Below are 19,652 nucleotides of genomic sequence, written 5' to 3' on the forward strand. Positions count from 1 at the left end.
TGGCCGTCTTCTGAGCGTCATTGGCAGTGTCAGTCACGGTGACAGCCTAATCGCGCCCACTGTCGGTCGTGCACACATCGAGCCTCAGGACTTGGTGGGAACCACGGATTGCGCCGAGCGCGGAAGGCTCAGGCGGACGCCAGACGACGCCCGCTCGCCAGTCGCTGCGCGGCTGCGGCGATGCGCTCGTCGGTCGCCGTGAGCGCCACGCGCACGTGCTCGGCACCCGCTGCGCCGTAGAAGGTCCCCGGTGCGACGAGGATCCCGCGCTCGGCCAGCCAGGCGACGGTGTCGAGCGCGGGCTCGCCGCGGGTGGCCCAGAGGTAGAGGCCCGCCTCGCTGTGGTCGACCCGGAAGCCGGCGCCTTCGAGTGCCCGTCGGAGCATGTTCCGTCGGGCGCGGTACAACGCCTTCTGCGCCTGCACGTGGGACTCGTCGGCGAGGGCGACGATCATCGCTTCCTGCACCGGGAGCGGCGGCATCATGCCCGTGTGCTTGCGGACCGCGAGCACCTCGGCGAGGACCCGCGCGTCACCGGCGACGAAGGCCGCCCGGTAGCCCGCGAGGTTCGACTGCTTCGAGAGCGAGTACACGCTGAGCACCCCGTCCACCGAGTCGCCCACGACCCGGGGATCGAGGATCGTCGGGGTCGGTGCGGTGTCGTACGGCGGTTCCCACCCGAGTTCGGCGTAGCACTCGTCGCCGACGATGACGGCGCCGAGCTCCCGCGCCCGCTCGACCGCGGCGCGCAGCTCGTCGATCGACAGGACGCGGCCGTCGGGGTTGCCCGGGGAGTTCAGCCAGACGAGCTTCGTGGTGGACGGCCAGGCGGCCGGGTCATCCGACGCGAGGGCGTCGGCGCCGACCAGGGCCGCACCGAGCTCGTACGTCGGGTACGCCGCGGCCGGGAACACCACCGTGTCGCCGCGGCCGATGCCGAGCCAGAGCGCGAGCCCGGCGATGAACTCCTTCGACCCGATGGTCGGGAGCACCTGGTCCGGCGTGAGGGTCACGCCCTGGCGCCGGCCGTACCAGTCCGCGATCGCCTCGCGCAGGGCCGGGGTGCCGGCGACCTGCGGGTAGGCGTGCGCGTCGGTCGCCTCGGCCAGCGCCGTGCGGACGACGGCGGGCGTCGGGTCGACGGGCGAGCCGACGCTGAGGTCGACGATGCCGCCCTCGACCGCCGCGGCCTGCTGCTTGAACGGGACGAGCTGGTCCCAGGGGAAGTCGGGGAGGTCGAGCGCCACGGGTCGGATCCGGCTCAGCCGCGGGGCGGTTCGGCCATGACGACCGGGTGGTCCTTGTGGATCACACCGACCTTCGCGGCACCGCCGGGGGAACCGACCTCTTCGAAGAACTCGACGTTGGCCTTGTAGTAGTCGGCCCACTCGTCGGGGAGGTCGTCCTCGTAGTAGATCGCCTCGACCGGGCACACCGGCTCGCACGCACCGCAGTCGACGCACTCGTCGGGGTGGATGTACAGCGACCGGTCACCCTCGTAGATGCAGTCGACCGGGCATTCGTCGATGCAGGCGCGGTCCTTGACGTCGACACAGGGCTGGGCGATCACGTACGTCACGGTTGGGGTGCTCCCTTCGGACTGAGCAGATCGAGTCTACCCGCGCGACCCGGCCGCACCTGACCGCCCGGCGGACGGGCCCTCAGCCCCGGTCGGCCGTCCCCGAACGCCCGGCGGCCGACGCCCGGATGCCGGACAGGTCGGGCCACGCGAGCACGAGCGCCGTGACGGCCGCCGGACCGAACGTCCACACGTAGCCCGCGACGTTGGCGAGCACGAGCGGGGAGCTCTGCCCGCCCACCGACGACAGCACCTGCGTCGCGGCGATGATCCCGATGCCGACCGCCGCGACCATCGCCCGCGACCGGTACAGCAGCCGGATGCCGACCGTGAGCCCGATCACGATCAGCGAGGTGAGCACGATGCCGACCGGGAAGCCTCCGAGGGTCTGCTGGTGCGTGACGGTGCCGAGTCCCCCGGCGACGAGTCCGAGCACGAGGGCGACCACGACGGCGGTGACCTTCCCCTGCCGCGAGAACTCGGCGAACGTCTGCGGCGCCTGCGGGACCCGGTCGGCGTCGTGACGGAACGCCTCGACCGCCGGCGCCTGGTGCCGGGCACCGTGCGGCATCACCCACGACAGCGCGGTCGGGTCACGGGGATCGACCGGGTCGACCGTCACCTGGGACCGGTACTGCTCGACGGCCGCCCGGACCTTCGCCCGCACCGGCACGACGTCGACGGTCAGGTCGGCCTGCCCGGAGTCGGGGTCCACGATCATCGAGAACGGGAGTTCCTCGGCACGGGCGGCGTACCGCGCGGCGTGGTGGACCCGCACGTGGTCGGGGTGGCCGTAGCCGCCGTCGTCAGCGTAGCTCACCACCGCGTCCGCGCCGGTGGACCGGATCGCGGCGCGGATGTCGTCGACGACCTCGCCGAGGTCCGCCGCGGTCAGCGAGTCCGCCGGGGCGTCCCCGGCGGCGACGGCGCGTCCGTCGGGGCCCCACTGCATGCCGGAGTCGGTGTAGCGGCGCTCGGGCAGGTCCGTCGGACGCGCACCCGGCCCGCCGAGCCAGAGGTGCGCCGGCCCGCCGAGTGCGGCGAGGGCGGCGGCGATCTCGGTCTCGCGGTGCGCGGCGACCCGCGGCCCGTCGCCGAAGAGCGGCGCGAGCTCCGGCGTCAGCATCTCGCCGCGCTCGCCCCGGGTGGCGGTGAGCACGGTCACCTCGGCGCCGAGCTCGAGCAGGGTGGCGATCGTCCCGCCCGACGAGAGCGTCTCGTCGTCGGGGTGGGCGTGCACGAACAGGACGCGCTCGGGGCGGGTTGCGGGGGCCTTCGACATCGGGTCCAAGCGTACCCAGCGGTGGCTAGCGGGGCGTCACGATGTAGGTCGCGGTGACGCCGTCGCTGCCGTCGGAGAAGGTCAGGACCACCCGGTAGCCGTCGCTCCGGAACATCCCGAAGGCGCTGGACGAGTCCGCGCGCTTCGCCGACTCGGTGAACCCGGCGTCGGTGAGCTGCTGCGCGGCGGCCTCGAAGTCGTCGACCGAGGCGGCACGGACCTGTGCCACCCACCCGGATCCGTTCGGCCCGCTCCCGCCGCCGAGCACGGTGCCGTCGACGAGCGGGACGTCCTTCGTCGGGAAGCCGTCGGGGACCTTGCCGTCCGAGGTCACGTTCGCGCCCTTGAGCGCGGTGTCGAGTGCGCCGTCGATGCCGCCGGCGACCGAGGCCATGCCGTCCTGGACGGCCTTGCCGTCGATGCCCTGCACACCCTCGGCGACGCTCGACGCGACCGACGAGCCGAGGTCGGTGGCCTGCTTCACGGCGTCGGACGAGCAGCCGGCCAGTCCGGCGAGGGCGATGCCGGCGGCGACGGCGGCGATCAGGGTGCGGGTCGGGGTGCGCATGCCCAGCACCCTAGGGGGCGAGACGGGAGGCGCGGCGTGAGTCCCCTGGGAACGTCACGTGCGTGGCGGGGTCGCGCCGCGCCTCCTGGCTCGTCCTGCGGGACCGCCGCGTCAGGCGACGTACGCGCGCGTCGCCGCGACGAGGGCGTCGACGCCCACCGGGATCGCCGTCTCGGCCTGCGGCGCGTAGAAGGGCGAGTGGTTGCTCGGGATGTCCTCGCCGCGACGGAACAGCTCCGGGTCGGTGATGCCCGTGAACCAGTACACGAGCGGCGCCCCCGCCGCGGTGGCGAGCTGACCGACGTCCTCGGATGCCATCGCCAGGCCGATCTCGAGGTCGCGGGCTCCGGGGACCTCGGCGCGGATCGCGTCGAGCACGGTCTGGGCGGCCTCGGCGTCGTTCACGGTGACCTCGGCACCCGGCGACCGCACGATCGTCGCCTCGGGCAGCCCGCCGGCCTCGCTCTCGGCGCGGACGATGCGCTCGATCGAGGCGATGATCCGCTCGCGGGTCTCCTCGTTGCGGGCCCGCGTGGAGATCTCGATGACGGCCTGGTCGGGGATGATGTTCGCGCGGGTGCCGGCGTGGAAGCTGCCCACCGTGACGACCCCGGCGTCGCTCGGCGAGACCTCGCGCGAGACCACGGTCTGCAGGCGCACGACGGCCGATGCGGCGGTGACGACCGGGTCGAGCGAGGCCTGCGGGGCGGAACCGTGCGCGCCGCGGCCGTTGAACGTGACCGTCAGCCGGTCGCTCGACGCCATCACGGGGCCGCTGCCGACCGCGACGATGCCGACCGGCGCCGGCGCGGAGTGCTGCCCGAGGACGACGTCGGGCGTCGGGAAGCGCTCGACGAGCCCGTCCTCGACCATGGCGCGGGCGCCGGAGATGACCTCTTCCGCCGGCTGGAAGACACCGACGACCGTGCCGTGCCAGTCGCCCGTGGTGGCGGCGAGGCGCTCGAGGGTCCCGAGCAGCCACGTCACGTGGATGTCGTGGCCGCAGGCGTGCATCGTCGGGACGTCGTTGCCGTCCTCGTCGGTGCCGTGGTGCTCGCTGGCGTAGGGCAGGCCGGTGCGCTCCTGGACCGGCAGCCCGTCCATGTCGGCGCGGAGCCAGACGACGGGCCCCTCGCCGTTCGACAGGACGCCCACGACACCGGTGCCGCCGACGCCCGTGGTGACCTCGATCCCGCCGATCTCCGCGAGCCGGTCGGCGACGATGCCCGCCGTGCGGTGCTCCTGGAAGCCGAGCTCGGGGTGGGCGTGGAGGTCCTGGTACAGCGAGAGGAGGTCGAGAGTCACGCGCACCACGGTACATCCGACGACGGCCCGGCCACCTCGAACGAGGTGACCGGGCCGTCGGAGGGAGGCCGTGCCTCCTGGATGGACCGCTGCTTACGCGTCCTGACGCTTCAGGCGGGCGTAGGCACGCTGGCGGGCCTGCGCGTCGAGCTCGACCTTGCGGATGCGCACGGCGTCGGGGGTGACCTCGACGCACTCGTCCTCACGCGCGAACTCGAGGCACTCCTCGAGCGACAGCTGGCGCGACGGCGTCATCGACTCGAAGGTGTCAGCGTTCGCCGAACGCATGTTCGTGAGCTTCTTCTCCTTCGTGATGTTGACGTCCATGTCGTCGGCGCGCGAGTTCTCGCCGATGACCATGCCCTCGTAGACCTCTTCGGTGGGGTTGACGAAGAACGTCATCCGCTCCTGGAGGTTCGTGATGGCGAACGGCGTGACGACGCCCGAGCGGTCGGACACGATCGACCCGTTGATGCGGGTCTGGATCGGGCCGGCCCACTCGTCGTAGCCGTGCGAGATCGCGTTGGCGATGCCGGTGCCGCGGGTCTCGGTGAGGAACGACGTGCGGAAGCCGATCAGGCCACGCGACGGGACGATGAACTCCATGCGCACCCAGCCGGTGCCGTGGTTCGTCATGTTCTCCATGCGGCCCTTGCGAGCGGCCATGAGCTGCGTGATCGCGCCGAGGTACTCCTCCGGCGTGTCGATCGTCATGTGCTCGTACGGCTCCTGCAGCTTGCCGTTCTCGTCACGCTTGGTGACGACCTGCGGCTTGCCGACCGTGAGCTCGAAGCCCTCGCGACGCATCTGCTCGACGAGGATGGCCAGCGCGAGCTCGCCGCGGCCCTGGACCTCCCACGCGTCCGGGCGACCGATGTCGAGGACCTTGAGCGAGACGTTGCCGATGAGCTCGCGGTCGAGGCGCTCCTTGACCATGCGGGCGGTGAGCTTGTGGCCCTTGACCTTGCCGACGAGCGGGCTGGTGTTCGTGCCGATCGTCATCGAGATCGCCGGGTCGTCGACCGTGATGGTCGGCAGCGGACGGACGTCCTCGGGGTCGGTCAGGGTCTCACCGATGGTGATCGTGTCGAAGCCGGCGACGGCGACGATGTCACCGGGGCCCGCCGACTCGGCCGGGTAGCGCTCGAGCGCCTTGGTGACGAGGAGCTCGGTGATGCGGGCGTTGACGACGCTGCCGTCGTGCTTGACCCACGCGACCGTCTGGCCCTTCTTCATGGTGCCGTGGAAGATGCGCAGGAGCGCGAGGCGACCGAGGAACGGCGACGCGTCGAGGTTCGTGACGTGCGCCTGCAGCGGGTGCTCGTCGTCGTACTTCGGGGCGGGGACGTGCTGGAGGATCGCCTCGAAGAGGGGCTCGAGGTCGTCGTTGTCCGGCAGCGAACCGTCGGCCGGCTTGTTGCGGCTGGCGGCACCCGCACGACCCGAGGCGTAGACCACGGGGACGTCGAGGATCGCGTCGAGGTCGAGGTCGTCGACCTCGTCCGACAGGTCGGAGGCGAGCCCGAGCAGGAGGTCCTGCGACTCGGACACGACCTCGTCGATGCGGGAGTCCGGGCGGTCCGTCTTGTTGACGAGCAGGATCACCGGGAGCTTCGCGGCGAGCGCCTTGCGGAGCACGAAGCGGGTCTGGGGCAGCGGACCCTCTGATGCGTCGACGAGGAGCACGACGCCGTCGACCATGGAGAGGCCGCGCTCGACCTCACCACCGAAGTCGGCGTGACCCGGGGTGTCGATGACGTTGATCGTGATGGGGCCGTCCGCGCCGAACTCGGTCGCGTGCTTGCCGTTGTAGAGCACCGACGTGTTCTTCGCGAGGATCGTGATGCCCTTCTCGCGCTCGAGGTCGTTCGAGTCCATCATGCGGTCTTCGCCCTCGAAGTGGGCGTCGAACGAGTTGGTCTGCGTGAGCATCGCGTCGACGAGGGTGGTCTTGCCGTGGTCGACGTGTGCCACGATGGCGACGTTGCGCAGGTCGGACCGGGTGGCGAGCGCCATACAGGACATCCTTTGGTGTTCGGAAGAAGATCGGGCGGCCGACTGTGGCGCTCGCGCCGCGGTGGCACTGCCCGGAGGTGGGCAGAACGCCCGACACGCCAGTCTACCGGTAGTTCGCAACCGAGAGGAGTACCCCCGATGAGCCGTCGGCGAACGTGGATCGAGATCACGATCGTGCTGATGCTCTCGCTCGGCGGCAGCGCGCTGTACTCGGTGCTGCAGATCATCGACGACCTGTCGCAGACGACGCCGCTCGGGCAGCAGTCCACGGCGCTCAACACCTCGACCACGACCGTGCAGTACGTCGACCTCGCCCGGCAGCTCGTGGGCATCGCGGTCGACCTCGCGCCGGTCGCGCTCGTCTGCTTCCTGCTCTGGAGCACCACCCGCCCGCACCTCGGTCGACTCGGCATCGACCGGTTCCGCGTGCGGCCCGACCTCGGTGGCGCGGCGCTCATCGCCCTCGGCATCGGGATCCCCGGGCTCGCGCTGTACTTCACCGGGCGGGCGCTCGGGTTCACCGTGAACGTGAACCCGGCGGCGCTCGACTCGTACTGGTGGACGATCCCCGTGCTGCTGCTCTCGGCGATCCGCTCCGGGCTGCAGGAGGAGGTGATCGTCGTCGGGTACCTCTACGAACGGCTGGGCGGCCTCGGGTGGGGGCGCTGGCAGGTCATCCTGTCCACCGCGGTCCTGCGCGGGAGCTACCACCTCTACCAGGGGTTCGGCGCGTTCGTCGGGAACGCCGTGATGGGCATCGTGTTCGGCTGGATCTACACGAGGTGGGGCCGGCTCCTCCCCCTCGTCATCACGCACTGCCTGCTCGACGCCGCGGTGTTCGTCGGGTACCCGTGGGTCGCGCACGCGTTCCCGCAGCTCTTCCGCTGACGCTGGTCGCCCGCGGCACGGCCGGCGACCGGTCCCGGGCGTCCGCCGCGCCGACCGCGCGGCATCCCCCCGTTCGGGCGTCGGCGATGCGGCGGACCCGTCCGACCCCGGCCCGGCGGACCCACAGCGAACCCACAGCGCGGCGCCGCACCGGACCGTGGTCCCGCACCTACCGTGGCCGCATGAGCATCCCCGAGGTCGGCGATCCCGCACCCGGATTCACCCTGCCCGGCATGATCGTGCGCGACGGCACCCGCACCGACGACGAGTACGCCCTGTCGGCCGAGATCGGCCGGACGCTCGTGCTCGCCTTCTACCCGGGCGACGCCACCCCGGTCTGCACGGCACAGCTCTGCAGCTACCAAGAGGAACTCGACGACTTCGGCGACCTCGGCGCCGTGGTGTGGGGCGTCAGCCCGCAGGCGCTCGACTCGCACGAGGCGTTCGCCCGCGGGTCCTCGCTCACCTTCCCCCTGCTGAGCGACACCGCGGGGGACGTCATCCGCGCGTACGGCGTGCAGGCACCGGGGATCGGGCTCCGGCGGTCCGTGTTCGTGATCGGGCCGGACGGCGTGGTCCGCTGGCGGCACGTGGGGCTCGTCGGGCTCCGGTTCCCCAAGGCGGACGCGATCCGGGCGCAGATCGAGCTCCTCGTGGCGTGACACGGCGTGTCGGTCCCCCGAAGATGCGACGGTCTGGGGTATTGACACCCGAACGGGGGCCGAGGACGATTGACGCCACGAGAGGTCCACACAGGATCTGCCTCCCCGGGGAATCGGGTCGTCCGGAGATACGCGCTGGTGTGTCACACCCGCTCCCCGGGCGTTCCCGGGGAGGCATCTCGTAACCTCTTGGCTCCCCGGGCGTTGCGTGTCACCAAGGGTCGGCATCTCGTAGCCTCTTCGCTTGTAACCTCTTCGGCGTGACCACGATCCTCGCCCCCGGCATGCGTCTGCTCGCCGTCGTCCTGTGGGTCGCGGCCGCCGCGCTCGTCCCCCTCGCCCTCCTGAGCGGCGGCACCGCCTGGCTCGCCCCGGTCCCGAGCATCTGCATCGCCTTCATCGCGTGGGCGGTCCTCTGGCGCCCGCGGTTCGAACTGACCGACGAGCACCTCCGCATCGTCGACGTCCGCCGCACCAGCACCTACACCTGGCGCCGCGTCACCGAGGTCCGCACCAAGTACGGCATCGAGATCGTCACGAGCGAGGGCGTCCGCCGCACGTGGCTCGCCACCCGCAGGTCGGCCCGGCTCGCCGCCGTGGTCGACGGTCGTCCAGGAGGCGCGGATCGCCTCGACGTCGACGCTGCGGCCGAGCGCATCCGGGCGTTCGTGCCCGAGCCGCCCGCGCAGGACGGCCCGCCTCCGGCGACCGTGACGGCTGCGCCGATCACGCACCGTGTGCACGGGTGGACGATCCTCGCGATCGTGGTGCTCGCGTTCGTCGCGACCCTGGCGGCCGCGCAGCTCTGACCGCCGCGATCCCTCCGACGAAGAACGACATCCCCGACGTCGTGCGACGTCGGGGATGTCGTTTCCGTTCTCCAGCGGTGCGGACTACTCCTTGTAGCCCACGTCCTGCCACTTCACGGAGGACTGCTGGAACTGCGCCGGACCGTAGTTCACGAGGTCCTTGCGCACGCCCCAGGCGTAGGGCTCCGGGAACAGCGGGATCGTGCCCGCGACCTTGACGATCTTCTTGTCGATCGCGTCCGCGTCCTCGATGCGCTTGTCGGCGTCGAGTTCGGCGTTCGCCTTGTCCCAGGCGGCACCGAGCGAGTCGTCGGTCACGCCGGTGTAGTTCTGCCCCGCGTCGGCCGGGTAGTAGATCGACTTCAGCGACGACACCGGGAACGGCGTGCCCTGCCAGGCGAAGTACGTGGCGTCGAAGTCACGGCCGTCGGTGGTGACGTACTTCGTGAAGAAGTCGTCGGTCGGGACGGTGTCGATGGTCACCTTGAAGCCGGCGAGCTTCGTCTGCTGCTGCACGAGCTGCGCGACGTTTGCCGAGTTCTGGTTGTCCGACGGGATGACGAAGCGGACGTCGAGCGTCTTGCCGCCCTTGGTCGCGTAGCCGTCCGAGCCGATCGTGTAGCCGGCGTCCTCGAGCTTCTTCTTCGCCTTGTCGGTGCTGTAGCCGTAGACCGAGGAGACGTTGTCCTGGTAGCCCTTCTGGCCGGGCAGGTAGACGAGGTTGTTGAGGACCTGCACCGGGCTCTTCACCGGCGAGAGGATCGCCTGCGCGACGACCTGGCGGTTGATCGCCTGGGCGAACGCCTGGCGGACCTCCTCGTCCTTGAAGACGTCCGACGTGCCGTTCAGGGTGATCTGACGCTGGGTCGTGCCGAGCGAGCGCTCGATCTTCGAGTCCGAGCGGCTGTTCGCGGTCTTGAAGTTGTCCGCGCTGCCGTTCAGGTTGAAGGCGTCGAACTCCTTGTTCGCGTAGGCCTGGGCGACACCGTCGCGGGACACGGTCTTGAAGACGATCGTGTCGAGCTTCGGCGCGTCACCCCACCACTTCGAGTTCTTCTCGAAGGTCACGACGCCGCCGTTGGCGTCGAAGGTCTTGAGGATGTACGGGCCGGCGGAGACGTACGTCTTGCCGTCCGCGGCGAACGGACCCTTCGCCCACGAGTTGTTGAAGTGGTCGGGGGTGTCCACGGCCCAGTAGGGGTAGATCGCGGTGAAGACGCTCGGCCAGTCGGCGTTCGTCTTCGAGAACGTGACGATGACGTCGCGCTCGTCCGAACCCTGCGTGACGGAGTCGACGTCTTCCCAGACGTTGGTGGCGAGCGGGGCGAAGGCCTTGTTCGTGCCGTTCAGCGCCTTCCAGTTCGCCTCGACGTCCTTCTCGGTGATCGGGGTGCCGTCGGACCAGACCGCCTTGGGGTTGATCTTGATCTCGACGGTCTGGGGCGAGTCCTTCGTCAGCTCGATCGAGTCGACGTAGTCCTTGTTCGCCTCCCACTCGCCGTTGGCCTTGAACTGGATGAACCCGGGCAGGTAGGTGCCCGCGATCGTGTTGTCGTCGACCGTCCCGGAGTCGAGGTTCGACAGCTGCCAGTTCGCCGGTGCGGAGTCGATCGGCAGGGTGAGCGAGCCGCCGTCCTTGATCGTGTCGCGGTCGGCGACCGTCCAACCCGTCGACTTCAGCGACGACGTGGCGACGGCCGAGCTGCTCTGTCCGGCGGACCCGCCGCCGGAGCAGCCCGCGAGCACGAGTGCCGCGGCGGCTGCTGTGGCGAGCACGGCCGTCGTCTTGATCCTCATTCGCATGGCGAGGATTCCCTTTCGTTGTGGTTCGCGCCGGAGCGCCGGGACGCGACGGCCCCCGCCGCCACGCCTGTTGGTTGAGAACCCTAGTCACATCCGAAGGTCGCACAAGGGCTGCTGTACCGAATCGAAACATGCTCGTAACGAATGTTGCATAGCGTCAACAGGGATCACCCACCCCGGCTCGGAAGCGGCTAGCCTGTCGCCACCGAACAACGCCGTCCGGACGGACGGCCGCACCCCACTGAGGTCCCAGTACATGCTTGCTTTCCTCGCGAAGCGGATCGTCAACTACGTGATCCTGACGATCGTCGCGACGACGCTCGGCTACATCCTCGCCAGCGCGACGCTCAACCCGACGTCCCGGTACCTCGGCAAGAACCCGCCGGTCCCGCAGAGTTCGATCGACGCCGCGCTCCAGAAGCTCGGCGCCGACCCGAACACCCCGCTCCTGGTCCGCACGTGGAACTGGTGGGTGAACCTGGTCACGCACGGCTCGCTCGGCATCAGCGCCCGCGGCACCGAGGTCACGGCCGACATCGTCGCCCGCTCCGGCACGAGCCTGCGGCTGCTGGTGATCGGCACCCTGCTCGGTGCGATCCTCGGTGTCCTGCTCGGCGTCTGGAACGCCGTCAAGCAGTACAAGACGTCCGACCAGGTGTCGACCTACCTGTCGTTCGCGGTGCTCGCGACGCCGCCCTTCGTCATCGCGGTGGTGCTGATGATCCTGGCGACGACCCTCAACGGGGCGGTCGGGACGCAGCTGATCTCGTTCACCGGTGAGTACACCCCGGGGGTGACCGGGTTCTTCCCGGTGCTCGGCGACCGGCTGGTGCACCTGCTCTTACCGACGATCTCGCTGACGGTCGGCGCCGTCGCCTCGTACTCGCGCTACCAGCGCTCGGCGATGCTCGACGTGCTGTCGAACGACTTCATCCGGACGGCGCGCTCGAAGGGCCGGACGCGTGGATCGGCCATCATGCGGCACGGTGTCCGCGTCGCCCTCATCCCGATGTCGACGTTCTTCGCGTACTCGTTCGGCCTCATCCTGACCGGTGCGAGCATCACCGAACTGGTCTTCAGCTGGCACGGCATGGGCGAGTACTTCGTCCAGAGCATCAGCAACAACGACATCAACGCGGCAGCGGGCACGATCCTCTTCACGGCGATCCTCGTGCTCATCGCAGGCACCCTCGCGGACCTGCTCTACGCCGCGCTCGACCCGCGAGTGAGGGTGTGACCCGTGTCTGTTCTCGACCCCACGACCACGACCACCGCCGGCGACCCCGGTGACGGCAACGCCGGGCAGCCGGCGCACGTCGTCGAGGTGAAGGGTGGCCGCACCCCGCTCTGGCGCAAGGTGCTCGGCACCTGGCGTGCCCGCATCGGTGGCGGTGCACTCCTCCTCATCCTGCTCTGGGCCTTCGTCGGTCCGTACCTGTACCACTGGAACGCCGTCGACTCCGACGGGCTCGCCTTCGGCATGCCGCCGAGCGCCTCGCACTGGTTCGGCACGAACGACATCGGCCAGGACATCTACGCCCAGACCCTGGTGGGCCTGCAGAAGTCCCTGCTCATCGGGCTCATCGCCGGTCCCGCCGCGACCCTCATCGCGGGCATCGTCGGTGCGATCGCCGGGTACTTCGGCGGGTTCGTCGACCGGGCGCTCGTGTGGGGCATCGACCTGCTCCTGGTCATCCCGTCGTTCTACGCGCTCGTGCTCCTCAGCCCGCTGTTCAAGAACCTCAGCTGGCTGGCGCTCATCGTCGGCCTGGCGATCTTCGGGTGGATGATCATGGCCCGCGTGATCCGCGGACAGACGATGTCCCTCCGGGAGCGCGACTACGTCAAGGCCGCACGGTTCATGGGCGTCCCGTCGTTCACGATCATCCGGCGGCACATCCTGCCGAACGTGGCCTCGCTGCTCATCATCGACGCCACGCTCGGCGTCGGCGCGATGATCCTCTCCGAGAGCGCCCTGAGCTTCTTCGGCTTCGGCATCCAGGTGCCGGACGTGTCGCTCGGCACCCTGCTCGCCGCCGGCAGCCAGTCCGCGGTCACCCGACCGTGGCTGTTCGTCCTGCCGGCTGCGACGCTCGTCGCCACGGTCCTCTCCACCAGCCTGCTCGGCGACGCCCTGCGCGACGCCATCGACCCCACCTCGGGAGCCAACCGTGACTGAGCCGCTGCTCACCGTCTCCGACCTCGCCGTCACGTTCAACCCGGGCTCCAAGCCCGTGTACGCCGTGCGCGGCGTGGACTACTCCGTCAACCAGGGCGAGTTCCTCGGCATCGTCGGCGAGTCCGGATCGGGCAAGTCGGTGTCCTCGATGGCCGTGATGGGACTGCTGCCGTCGTCGGCCAAGGTCGAGGGCAGCATCCGGTTCGACGGCCGCGAGCTGCTCGGCCTGAACGACCGCGAGATGTCGAAGCTCCGTGGCGGCGACATCGCGATGGTCTTCCAGGACCCGCTCTCCGCCCTGACGCCCGTGTACACGATCGGTCAGCAGATCGTCGAGGGGCTGCGGCTGCACGACCGGAACCTCACCGCGCACGCCGCCCGGGCCCGCGCCGAGGAACTCCTGCGCGTCGTCGGCATCCCGAACCCCTCGCGGCGGCTCGACGCCTTCCCGCACGAGTTCTCCGGCGGCATGCGGCAGCGCGCCATGATCGCGATCGCCATCGCGAACGACCCGAAGCTGATCATCGCCGACGAGCCGACCACGGCGCTCGACGTGACGATCCAGGCACAGATCCTCGACGTGCTGCAGACCGCCAAGGACATGACCGGTGCCGCCGTCGTCCTCATCACGCACGACCTCGGCGTCGTCGCGGGCAACGCGGACCGGGTCGCCGTGATGTACGCCGGCCGGATCGTCGAGACGGCACCGGTCGAACCCCTCTTCCGCGAGCCGGTCATGCCGTACACGATCGGTCTGCTCCGCTCGATGCCGAACATGGCCTCGGCACGCTCGGAGCGCCTCGTCCCGCTCGACGGCCGTCCGCCGCTGCTCACCCAGAAGCCGACCGGCTGCCCGTTCGCCGACCGCTGCCCCGCGGTCCTCGACGCCTGCCGCGAGGGCGAGCCGGCCCTGATCGCCCCGTCGGTGGCACCGAGCGACGACAACCCGGTCCTGACCGGTGCGACGCCGACCATCACGAACGGCGCCTTCGACGACGAGCACACCGCCGCGTGCATCCGCCGCGACGAGATCGCCGACGGCACGCTCGCCCGCTCCGAGATCTTCCCGCGCCCCGAGGACGTCCCCGAGTCCGAGATCGACCACGGCGACGACGTGGTGCTGCAGCTCGACGACGTCGTGAAGACCTTCCCGCTGACGAAGGGCGCCCTGTTCCGCCGGCGCATCGGCGAGGTGCACGCGGTCGACGGGATCTCGCTCACGCTGAAGCGCGGACAGGTCCTCGGGCTCGTCGGCGAGTCCGGCTGCGGCAAGACCACGACGATCATGGAGATCCTCGAGCTCGCCGGCGCGCAGCAGGGCACCATCACGGTCAACGGCGTCGACACCGGCACCCTGTCGAAGTCCGACCGCCGTGCGCTCCGGAGCGACATCCAGGTCGTCTTCCAGGACCCGATGGCCTCCATCGACCCCCGACTCGACATCGGGTCCGTGATCGGCGAGCCGCTCACGGTGCAGGGCGTGCCGAAGGACGAGATCCGCCGACGCGTGCGGGACTCGCTCGAGCTCGTCGGTCTCGAGCCGAGCTACATCGACCGGTACCCCCACGAGTTCTCCGGCGGCCAGCGACAGCGCATCGGCATCGCCCGCGCGCTCATCGTCGAGCCGAAGATCCTCGTGCTCGACGAGCCGGTGTCGGCGCTGGACGTGTCCGTGCAGGCCGGTGTCATCAACCTGCTCGAGGATCTCAAGCACCGCCTGGGCCTGTCCTACCTGTTCGTCGCGCACGACCTCTCGGTCGTCCGGCACATCGCCGACGACGTCGCGGTCATGTACCTCGGCCGGATCGTCGAGTACGGCGACGGCGACCGCGTGTTCGACGACCCGCAGCACCCCTACACCAGGGCCCTGCTGTCCGCGGTCCCGGTGCCGGACCCGTTCGCCGAGGCCGCCCGCGGACGCATCCTGCTCGACGGCGACCTCCCCTCCCCCACGGAACGGATCGACGGGTGCCGGTTCCGCACCCGTTGCCCGCTGTACCAGCTCCTCGACGAGGACCGGCAGCAGCAGTGCCGTTCGGTGGATCCGCGCCTGCAGGACGTGCACGGACGCGGCGTGGCCTGCATCCAGACCGACCAGAACCACCTGCTCACCGAGCGGGTGTCGGCGACGGTGTGACCGACTGGCGTTCCGTGTGACGGACGGGAGGCGGGGGGGGGGCCCGCGCCCCCCGCGCCTCCCGTCCCTCCTGTCGGGACGTCTCAGACGACGATCGCGACGACGCAGAGGGCGAACACGGCGATGCCGGACGCGACGGCCGGCACGTCCCAGCCCCGGACGACGGGGGCGTCGGGCGTGCGCCCGTGCCGTTCCGACCAGCGGTCGCGGACCGCGACGAACTCGTCCGGCTGCCGCAGCACGCGGGGCTCCCCGCGTCGGGTCGGCTTCGGCCGCGGCAGCGACGGACCACCCCAGCAGGTGACCCGGCGGCCGTCGGCGAGGTCGAGCACGATCTGCCAGCGCATCCGGACGTCCTCGACGGCGCCCCACGGGACCGTCGTCGACCGGAGCGGGTTCACCACCGTGATCGCGTCGTCGGTGATCCGTACGTGCGGGCGGAAGGTGAGCACCCAGAGCACCCAGACGAGCGCGGCGAGGGGACCGACGGCGTGCAGGACGACGTCCCAGCTCCCCCGCACCGCGGCGTCGCCGAGCATGAACAGCGCCAGGAACGCGACGAGGCCGGACGCGACCGCGCCTCCGCGGCCAGCGCGGAGGACGACGGTGCGTCCGGCCTCGTTCGTGTCCAGCGGGATCAGCGTCCGAACTCGAACCCGGCGCCGGGGATGGCGTCCAGCAGGTCCTTCGTGTACTGCTCACGCGGGTTGGCGAAGACCTCGTCGGTGGTCGCCTTCTCGACGATCTGTCCCTTGCGCATGACGCAGACGTTGTCCGCCACGAGGCGGACGACGGCCAGGTCGTGCGTGATGAACAGGTAGGTCAGGCCCAGCTCGGACTGCAGCTCGGTGAGCAGGTCGAGGATCTGGCCCTGCACGAGCACGTCGAGCGCGGAGACCGCCTCGTCGAGCACGATGACCTCGGGCTTGAGCGCGAGGGCCCGCGCCACGGCGATGCGCTGACGCTGCCCGCCCGAGAGCTCGTTCGGGTAGCGGTTGACCATCGACTTCGGCAGCGCGACCTGGTCGAGCAGCTCCAGCACGCGGGCCCGGCGGGACGCCTTGTCGCCCACCTTGTGCGTGTGCAGCGGCTCGGCGATCGTGTTCCCGACGTTGTACATCGGGTCCAGCGAGCCGTACGGGTCCTGGAAGACCGGCTGCACGCGGCGGCGGAAGTCGAAGAGGTCCTTGCCCTTCAGCGCGCCGATGTCGATGCCGTCGAACTGGACCGTGCCGCTCGTGATGGCCTCGAGCTGCAGGACGAGCTTCGCGACGGTCGACTTGCCCGAACCGGACTCGCCGACGAGCGCCGTGGTGGTGCCCTTCGGGATCGAGAACGAGACGTCGTCGACGGCCTTCAGCTCGCGGGAGGCGAGGTTCTTGCCGCGCAGCTTGTAGACCTTCTCGAGGTTCTTCACCACGATGAGGTCCTTCGCCGGTGCCTGCTCGCGCTCCTGGGCGCGGGCGAGGAGCTCGGCGTCGTCGCTGCCGACGTCCGCGATGTCCACGCGCTGGTGCTGCACCTTGGACTGGATGCGACGGCTCGCGAGCGACGGTGCCGCGGCGACGAGGCGCTGCGTGTACGGGTGCCGCGGGTTCGCCAGGATCTCCTTCGAGGGCCCGGCCTCGACGACCTGGCCCTTGTACATCACGACGAGCTTCTCGGCGCGCTCGGCGGCGAGGCCGAGGTCGTGCGTGATGAACAGGACGGAGGTGCCGAAGTCGCGGGTGAGGGTCTCGAGGTGGTCGAGGATCACGCGCTGCACGGTGACGTCGAGCGCGCTCGTCGGCTCGTCGGCGATGAGCAGCTTCGGGCGGCTCGACAGACCGATGCCGATGAGCACGCGCTGCCGCATGCCGCCGGAGAACTCGTGCGGGTACTGCTTCAGGCGGGTCGAGGCATCGCCGAGGCCGGCCTCCTGCAGGACCTCGACCGCACGGGCACGGATGGCGTGCTTGCCGGTCGCGATGCCGTTGGCCTTGATGGCCTCTTCGACCTGGAAGCCGATCGACCACAGCGGGTTGAGGTTCGACATCGGGTCCTGCGGGACGTAGCCGATCTCCTTCCCACGGATCTCCGACATCTCCTTGTCGCTCAGGCCGACGAGCTCGCGCCCGTTGAACTTGATCGATCCGCCGGTGACCTGGCCGGTCCCGGGCAGGAGCTTGATGATCGCCTGGGCGCTCGTCGACTTGCCGGAGCCGGACTCGCCGACGATCGCGAGCCGCTCACCCTGCTCGAGGGTGAAGCTGGCACCGCGGACCGCCTGGACGAAGCCGTTCTGCGTCTTGAAGCCGACCTCGAGGTCGGTGATCTCGAGCAGGGGCGCACCGGAGCCGCCGGTACGGCTGGCGTTCGGCTGGGTCAGTGTCTCGCTCATCGGCGGGCCCTCGCCTTCGGGTCGAGTGCGTCGCGGACCACGTCACCGAGGAGGAGGAACGCGAGCACGGTGATGGACAGGGCGGCGGACGGCCAGAAGATGGTCGACGGCGCGGTGCGGATCGACGCCTGGGCGTTGCCGATGTCGACACCCCAGCTGAGCGCCGACTGCGGCAGTCCGATACCGAGGAAGGACAGCGTGGCCTCGGCGACGATGAACGTGCCGAGGGACACCGTCGCGACGACGATGACCGGTGCGAGCGAGTTCGGGACGACGTGGCGGACCAGCGTGGTGAAGCGGCTGACACCGAGCGCGGCCGAGGCCGTCACGTAGTCGGACTGCTTCGCGCTGAGCACGGCGCCGCGCATGATGCGGGCGATCTGCGGCCACGCGAACACGGCCAGCACGAGCGACACCGTCAGGGCGTTCCGCGCGGGGATCACGGACATGATCACGATCGCGCCGAGGACCGTCGGGATCGAGAAGAAGATGTCACCGATGCGGGACACGATCGTGTCGAGCCACCCGCCGAAGAAGCCGGCGAGGGCACCGATCACGATGCCGACGATCGACACGAGGACGGTCGCGACGACACCGACGATGAGCGAGTTGCGCGTGCCCCAGATGGTGCGGGCGTAGACGTCGTTGCCCTGGCGGTTGAAGCCCAGGATGTGGCCGGCCTCGGGTCCCTCGTTGCTCTTCGCCAGGTCCGCCGCACGCGGGTCGACGAGGGCGAAGAGCCCCGGGAAGAGCGCCACGAGGACGATCAGCAGGATGAGGACCGACGACACCCAGAACATCGGACGGGTCCGCATCGAGTCCCAGGCGTCGCTCCAGGTCGAACGGGTCTTCTCGTCCTCGTTGACCTGGTCGACCGCCTGGAGCGGGGTCTCCTCGATCGGGGCGACGTAGTGCGTCGCCGAGCGGGGTGCGGCGTTACTTGGCATAGCGGATCCTCGGGTCCAGGACGGCGTAGAGCAGGTCGACCAGGAGGTTGGCGAGCATGAAGATGATGACCATCACGGCGACGAACGACACGACGGTCGGACCCTCGCCGAGCTTGACGGCCTGGAACACCGTGCCACCCACACCGTGGATGTTGAAGATGCCCTCGGTGACGACCGCGCCGACCATCAGGTTGCCGATGTCGACACCCAGGTAGGTGACCACCGGGATGAGCGAGTTGCGGAAGATGTGCACGCCCACCACGCGACGGCGCGGGAGCCCCTTGGCGGTCGCGGTGCGGACGAAGTCGGCCGACACGTTCTCGGCGACGCTCGCACGGGTGAGGCGGACGATGTACGCGAACGACACCGAGGCCAGCACGATCGCGGGCAGGACGAGCTCGGACCACGGCGCCTGACCCGACACCGTGACCCGGAACAGGCCGAGGTTGATGCCGAGGACGTACTGCAGCAGGAAGCCGACCACGAACGTCGGGACCGAGATGAGCAGGAGGCTCACGACCAGGGCGGTCGCGTCGAAGAGCTTGCCCTTGCGGAGACCGGCGATGACGCCGACGACGATGCCGGCGATCGACTCGAACACCAGGGCGAGGATCGCGAGGCGAGCCGTGATCGGGAAGGCCTGCGCGAGCTGCGAGCTCACGGGCAGACCCGAGTAGGTCAGCCCGAGGTCACCGCGGAACACGCCGCCGATCCAGAGCAGGTACTGGATGATGAACGGCTTGTCGAGGTTGTACTGCTGGCGCAGCTGCTCGATGACCTGCGGCGACGGCTGACGGTCGCCGAACAGGGCAGCGATCGGGTCACCCGGCAGGGAGAACACCATGAAGTAGATGAGGAACGTGGCCCCGAAGAACACGGGGATGAGTTGCAGGAGGCGCTTGCCGAGGTACCAGGCCATCAGATCCCTGCCTGGTTCGGGACGCGCATGTCGTTCAGGTTCATGTCGTGAGGGGTGGACGGTCCGCGGGTCGGCACGGGAGTCCGGTGCGGGCGGCGGCGCCCGCTGTGGTGGGGGAAGGTGTTGCCGCCGAGGTACGGGGGCTCGGGAGCCTGGTGGGCTCCCGAACCCCCGTCCG

General features: G+C 70.1%; 17 protein-coding genes. 6 read left to right on the forward strand and 11 right to left on the reverse strand.

What is annotated here, in order from left to right; all coding sequences use genetic code 11:
• Positions 1–128 precede the first annotated feature (128 nt).
• From dapC to typA, 6 genes are all read right to left on the reverse strand, one after another.
• Positions 129–1,247: a succinyldiaminopimelate transaminase gene (gene dapC / locus WFH25_RS09085; RefSeq protein ID WP_336697462.1), complete on the reverse strand. Its 1,119-nt coding sequence runs from the start codon at positions 1,245–1,247 to the stop codon at positions 129–131.
• 14 nt (positions 1,248–1,261) lie between these two features.
• Entirely contained in the window at positions 1,262–1,579 is a 318-nt protein-coding gene (gene fdxA / locus WFH25_RS09090) for a ferredoxin (protein ID WP_058728223.1), read from the reverse strand.
• Positions 1,580–1,661: 82 nt separating this feature from the next.
• The gene (locus WFH25_RS09095) at positions 1,662–2,861 is read right to left on the reverse strand and encodes a PIG-L family deacetylase (RefSeq protein ID WP_336697463.1); all 1,200 of its coding nucleotides are present in this window, start codon (positions 2,859–2,861) and stop codon (positions 1,662–1,664) included.
• Positions 2,862–2,886: 25 nt separating this feature from the next.
• Positions 2,887–3,429, reverse strand: a complete 543-nt coding sequence (locus WFH25_RS09100; protein WP_071294977.1) for a hypothetical protein — start codon at positions 3,427–3,429, stop codon at positions 2,887–2,889.
• A 111-nt stretch (positions 3,430–3,540) separates the two neighbouring features.
• Positions 3,541–4,734 carry an amidohydrolase gene (locus tag WFH25_RS09105; protein ID WP_336697464.1) on the reverse strand — a complete coding sequence of 398 codons (1,194 nt, stop codon included), beginning with the start codon at positions 4,732–4,734 and terminating at the stop codon, positions 3,541–3,543.
• A gap of 93 nt (positions 4,735–4,827) precedes the next feature.
• A complete protein-coding gene (gene typA / locus WFH25_RS09110; RefSeq protein ID WP_070416707.1) occupies positions 4,828–6,750 on the reverse strand; it encodes a translational GTPase TypA in 1,923 nt (640 codons plus the stop codon).
• Positions 6,751–6,888: 138 nt separating this feature from the next.
• Here typA and WFH25_RS09115 point away from each other — a divergent pair, with 138 nt between their 5' ends.
• The 3 genes from WFH25_RS09115 to WFH25_RS09125 all read left to right on the forward strand — a co-directional run bounded on the left by WFH25_RS09115 (position 6,889) and on the right by WFH25_RS09125 (position 9,109).
• Positions 6,889–7,638: a CPBP family intramembrane glutamic endopeptidase gene (locus tag WFH25_RS09115; protein ID WP_071294976.1), complete on the forward strand. Its 750-nt coding sequence runs from the start codon at positions 6,889–6,891 to the stop codon at positions 7,636–7,638.
• 182 nt (positions 7,639–7,820) lie between these two features.
• Complete coding sequence (locus WFH25_RS09120) at positions 7,821–8,300, forward strand: peroxiredoxin (RefSeq protein WP_070416709.1); 480 nt, start codon at positions 7,821–7,823, stop codon at positions 8,298–8,300.
• 260 nt (positions 8,301–8,560) lie between these two features.
• Positions 8,561–9,109 carry a hypothetical protein gene (locus WFH25_RS09125; protein WP_070416710.1) on the forward strand — a complete coding sequence of 183 codons (549 nt, stop codon included), beginning with the start codon at positions 8,561–8,563 and terminating at the stop codon, positions 9,107–9,109.
• Positions 9,110–9,193: 84 nt separating this feature from the next.
• Here WFH25_RS09125 and WFH25_RS09130 read toward each other — a convergent pair whose 3' ends face one another.
• Entirely contained in the window at positions 9,194–10,906 is a 1,713-nt protein-coding gene (locus WFH25_RS09130) for an ABC transporter family substrate-binding protein (protein WP_336697465.1), read from the reverse strand.
• A 262-nt stretch (positions 10,907–11,168) separates the two neighbouring features.
• Here WFH25_RS09130 and WFH25_RS09135 point away from each other — a divergent pair, with 262 nt between their 5' ends.
• From WFH25_RS09135 to WFH25_RS09145, 3 genes are read left to right on the forward strand one after another with little or no spacing between them, the layout of a single operon-like run.
• Entirely contained in the window at positions 11,169–12,149 is a 981-nt protein-coding gene (locus WFH25_RS09135; protein ID WP_070416712.1) for an ABC transporter permease, read from the forward strand.
• A 3-nt stretch (positions 12,150–12,152) separates the two neighbouring features.
• Entirely contained in the window at positions 12,153–13,091 is a 939-nt protein-coding gene (locus WFH25_RS09140; protein ID WP_083295025.1) for an ABC transporter permease, read from the forward strand.
• Complete coding sequence (locus WFH25_RS09145; RefSeq protein ID WP_336697466.1) at positions 13,084–15,228, forward strand: dipeptide ABC transporter ATP-binding protein; 2,145 nt, start codon at positions 13,084–13,086, stop codon at positions 15,226–15,228. The genes WFH25_RS09140 and WFH25_RS09145 overlap by 8 nt, the downstream gene beginning before the upstream one ends.
• An 83-nt stretch (positions 15,229–15,311) precedes the next feature.
• Here the strand turns inward: WFH25_RS09145 and WFH25_RS09150 are convergent, their stop codons facing one another.
• The 4 genes from WFH25_RS09150 to WFH25_RS09165 form a co-directional block, all read right to left on the reverse strand.
• On the reverse strand, positions 15,312–15,767 hold the full coding sequence (locus WFH25_RS09150; protein WP_156794744.1) for a PH domain-containing protein: 456 nt from the start codon (positions 15,765–15,767) through the stop codon (positions 15,312–15,314).
• A gap of 98 nt (positions 15,768–15,865) precedes the next feature.
• Entirely contained in the window at positions 15,866–17,608 is a 1,743-nt protein-coding gene (locus tag WFH25_RS09155) for a dipeptide ABC transporter ATP-binding protein (RefSeq protein ID WP_070416715.1), read from the reverse strand.
• Positions 17,605–18,555 carry an ABC transporter permease gene (locus WFH25_RS09160; protein WP_336697467.1) on the reverse strand — a complete coding sequence of 317 codons (951 nt, stop codon included), beginning with the start codon at positions 18,553–18,555 and terminating at the stop codon, positions 17,605–17,607. Before WFH25_RS09160 ends, WFH25_RS09155 begins: the two co-directional genes overlap by 4 nt.
• A complete protein-coding gene (locus tag WFH25_RS09165) occupies positions 18,545–19,474 on the reverse strand; it encodes an ABC transporter permease (protein ID WP_336697468.1) in 930 nt (309 codons plus the stop codon). The genes WFH25_RS09160 and WFH25_RS09165 overlap by 11 nt, the downstream gene beginning before the upstream one ends.
• Between the last annotated feature and the right edge of the window lie 178 nt (positions 19,475–19,652).

Origin of the sequence: Curtobacterium sp. USHLN213 (assembly GCF_037144815.1) — a bacterium.
Taxonomy (GTDB): Bacteria; Actinomycetota; Actinomycetes; order Actinomycetales; family Microbacteriaceae; genus Curtobacterium.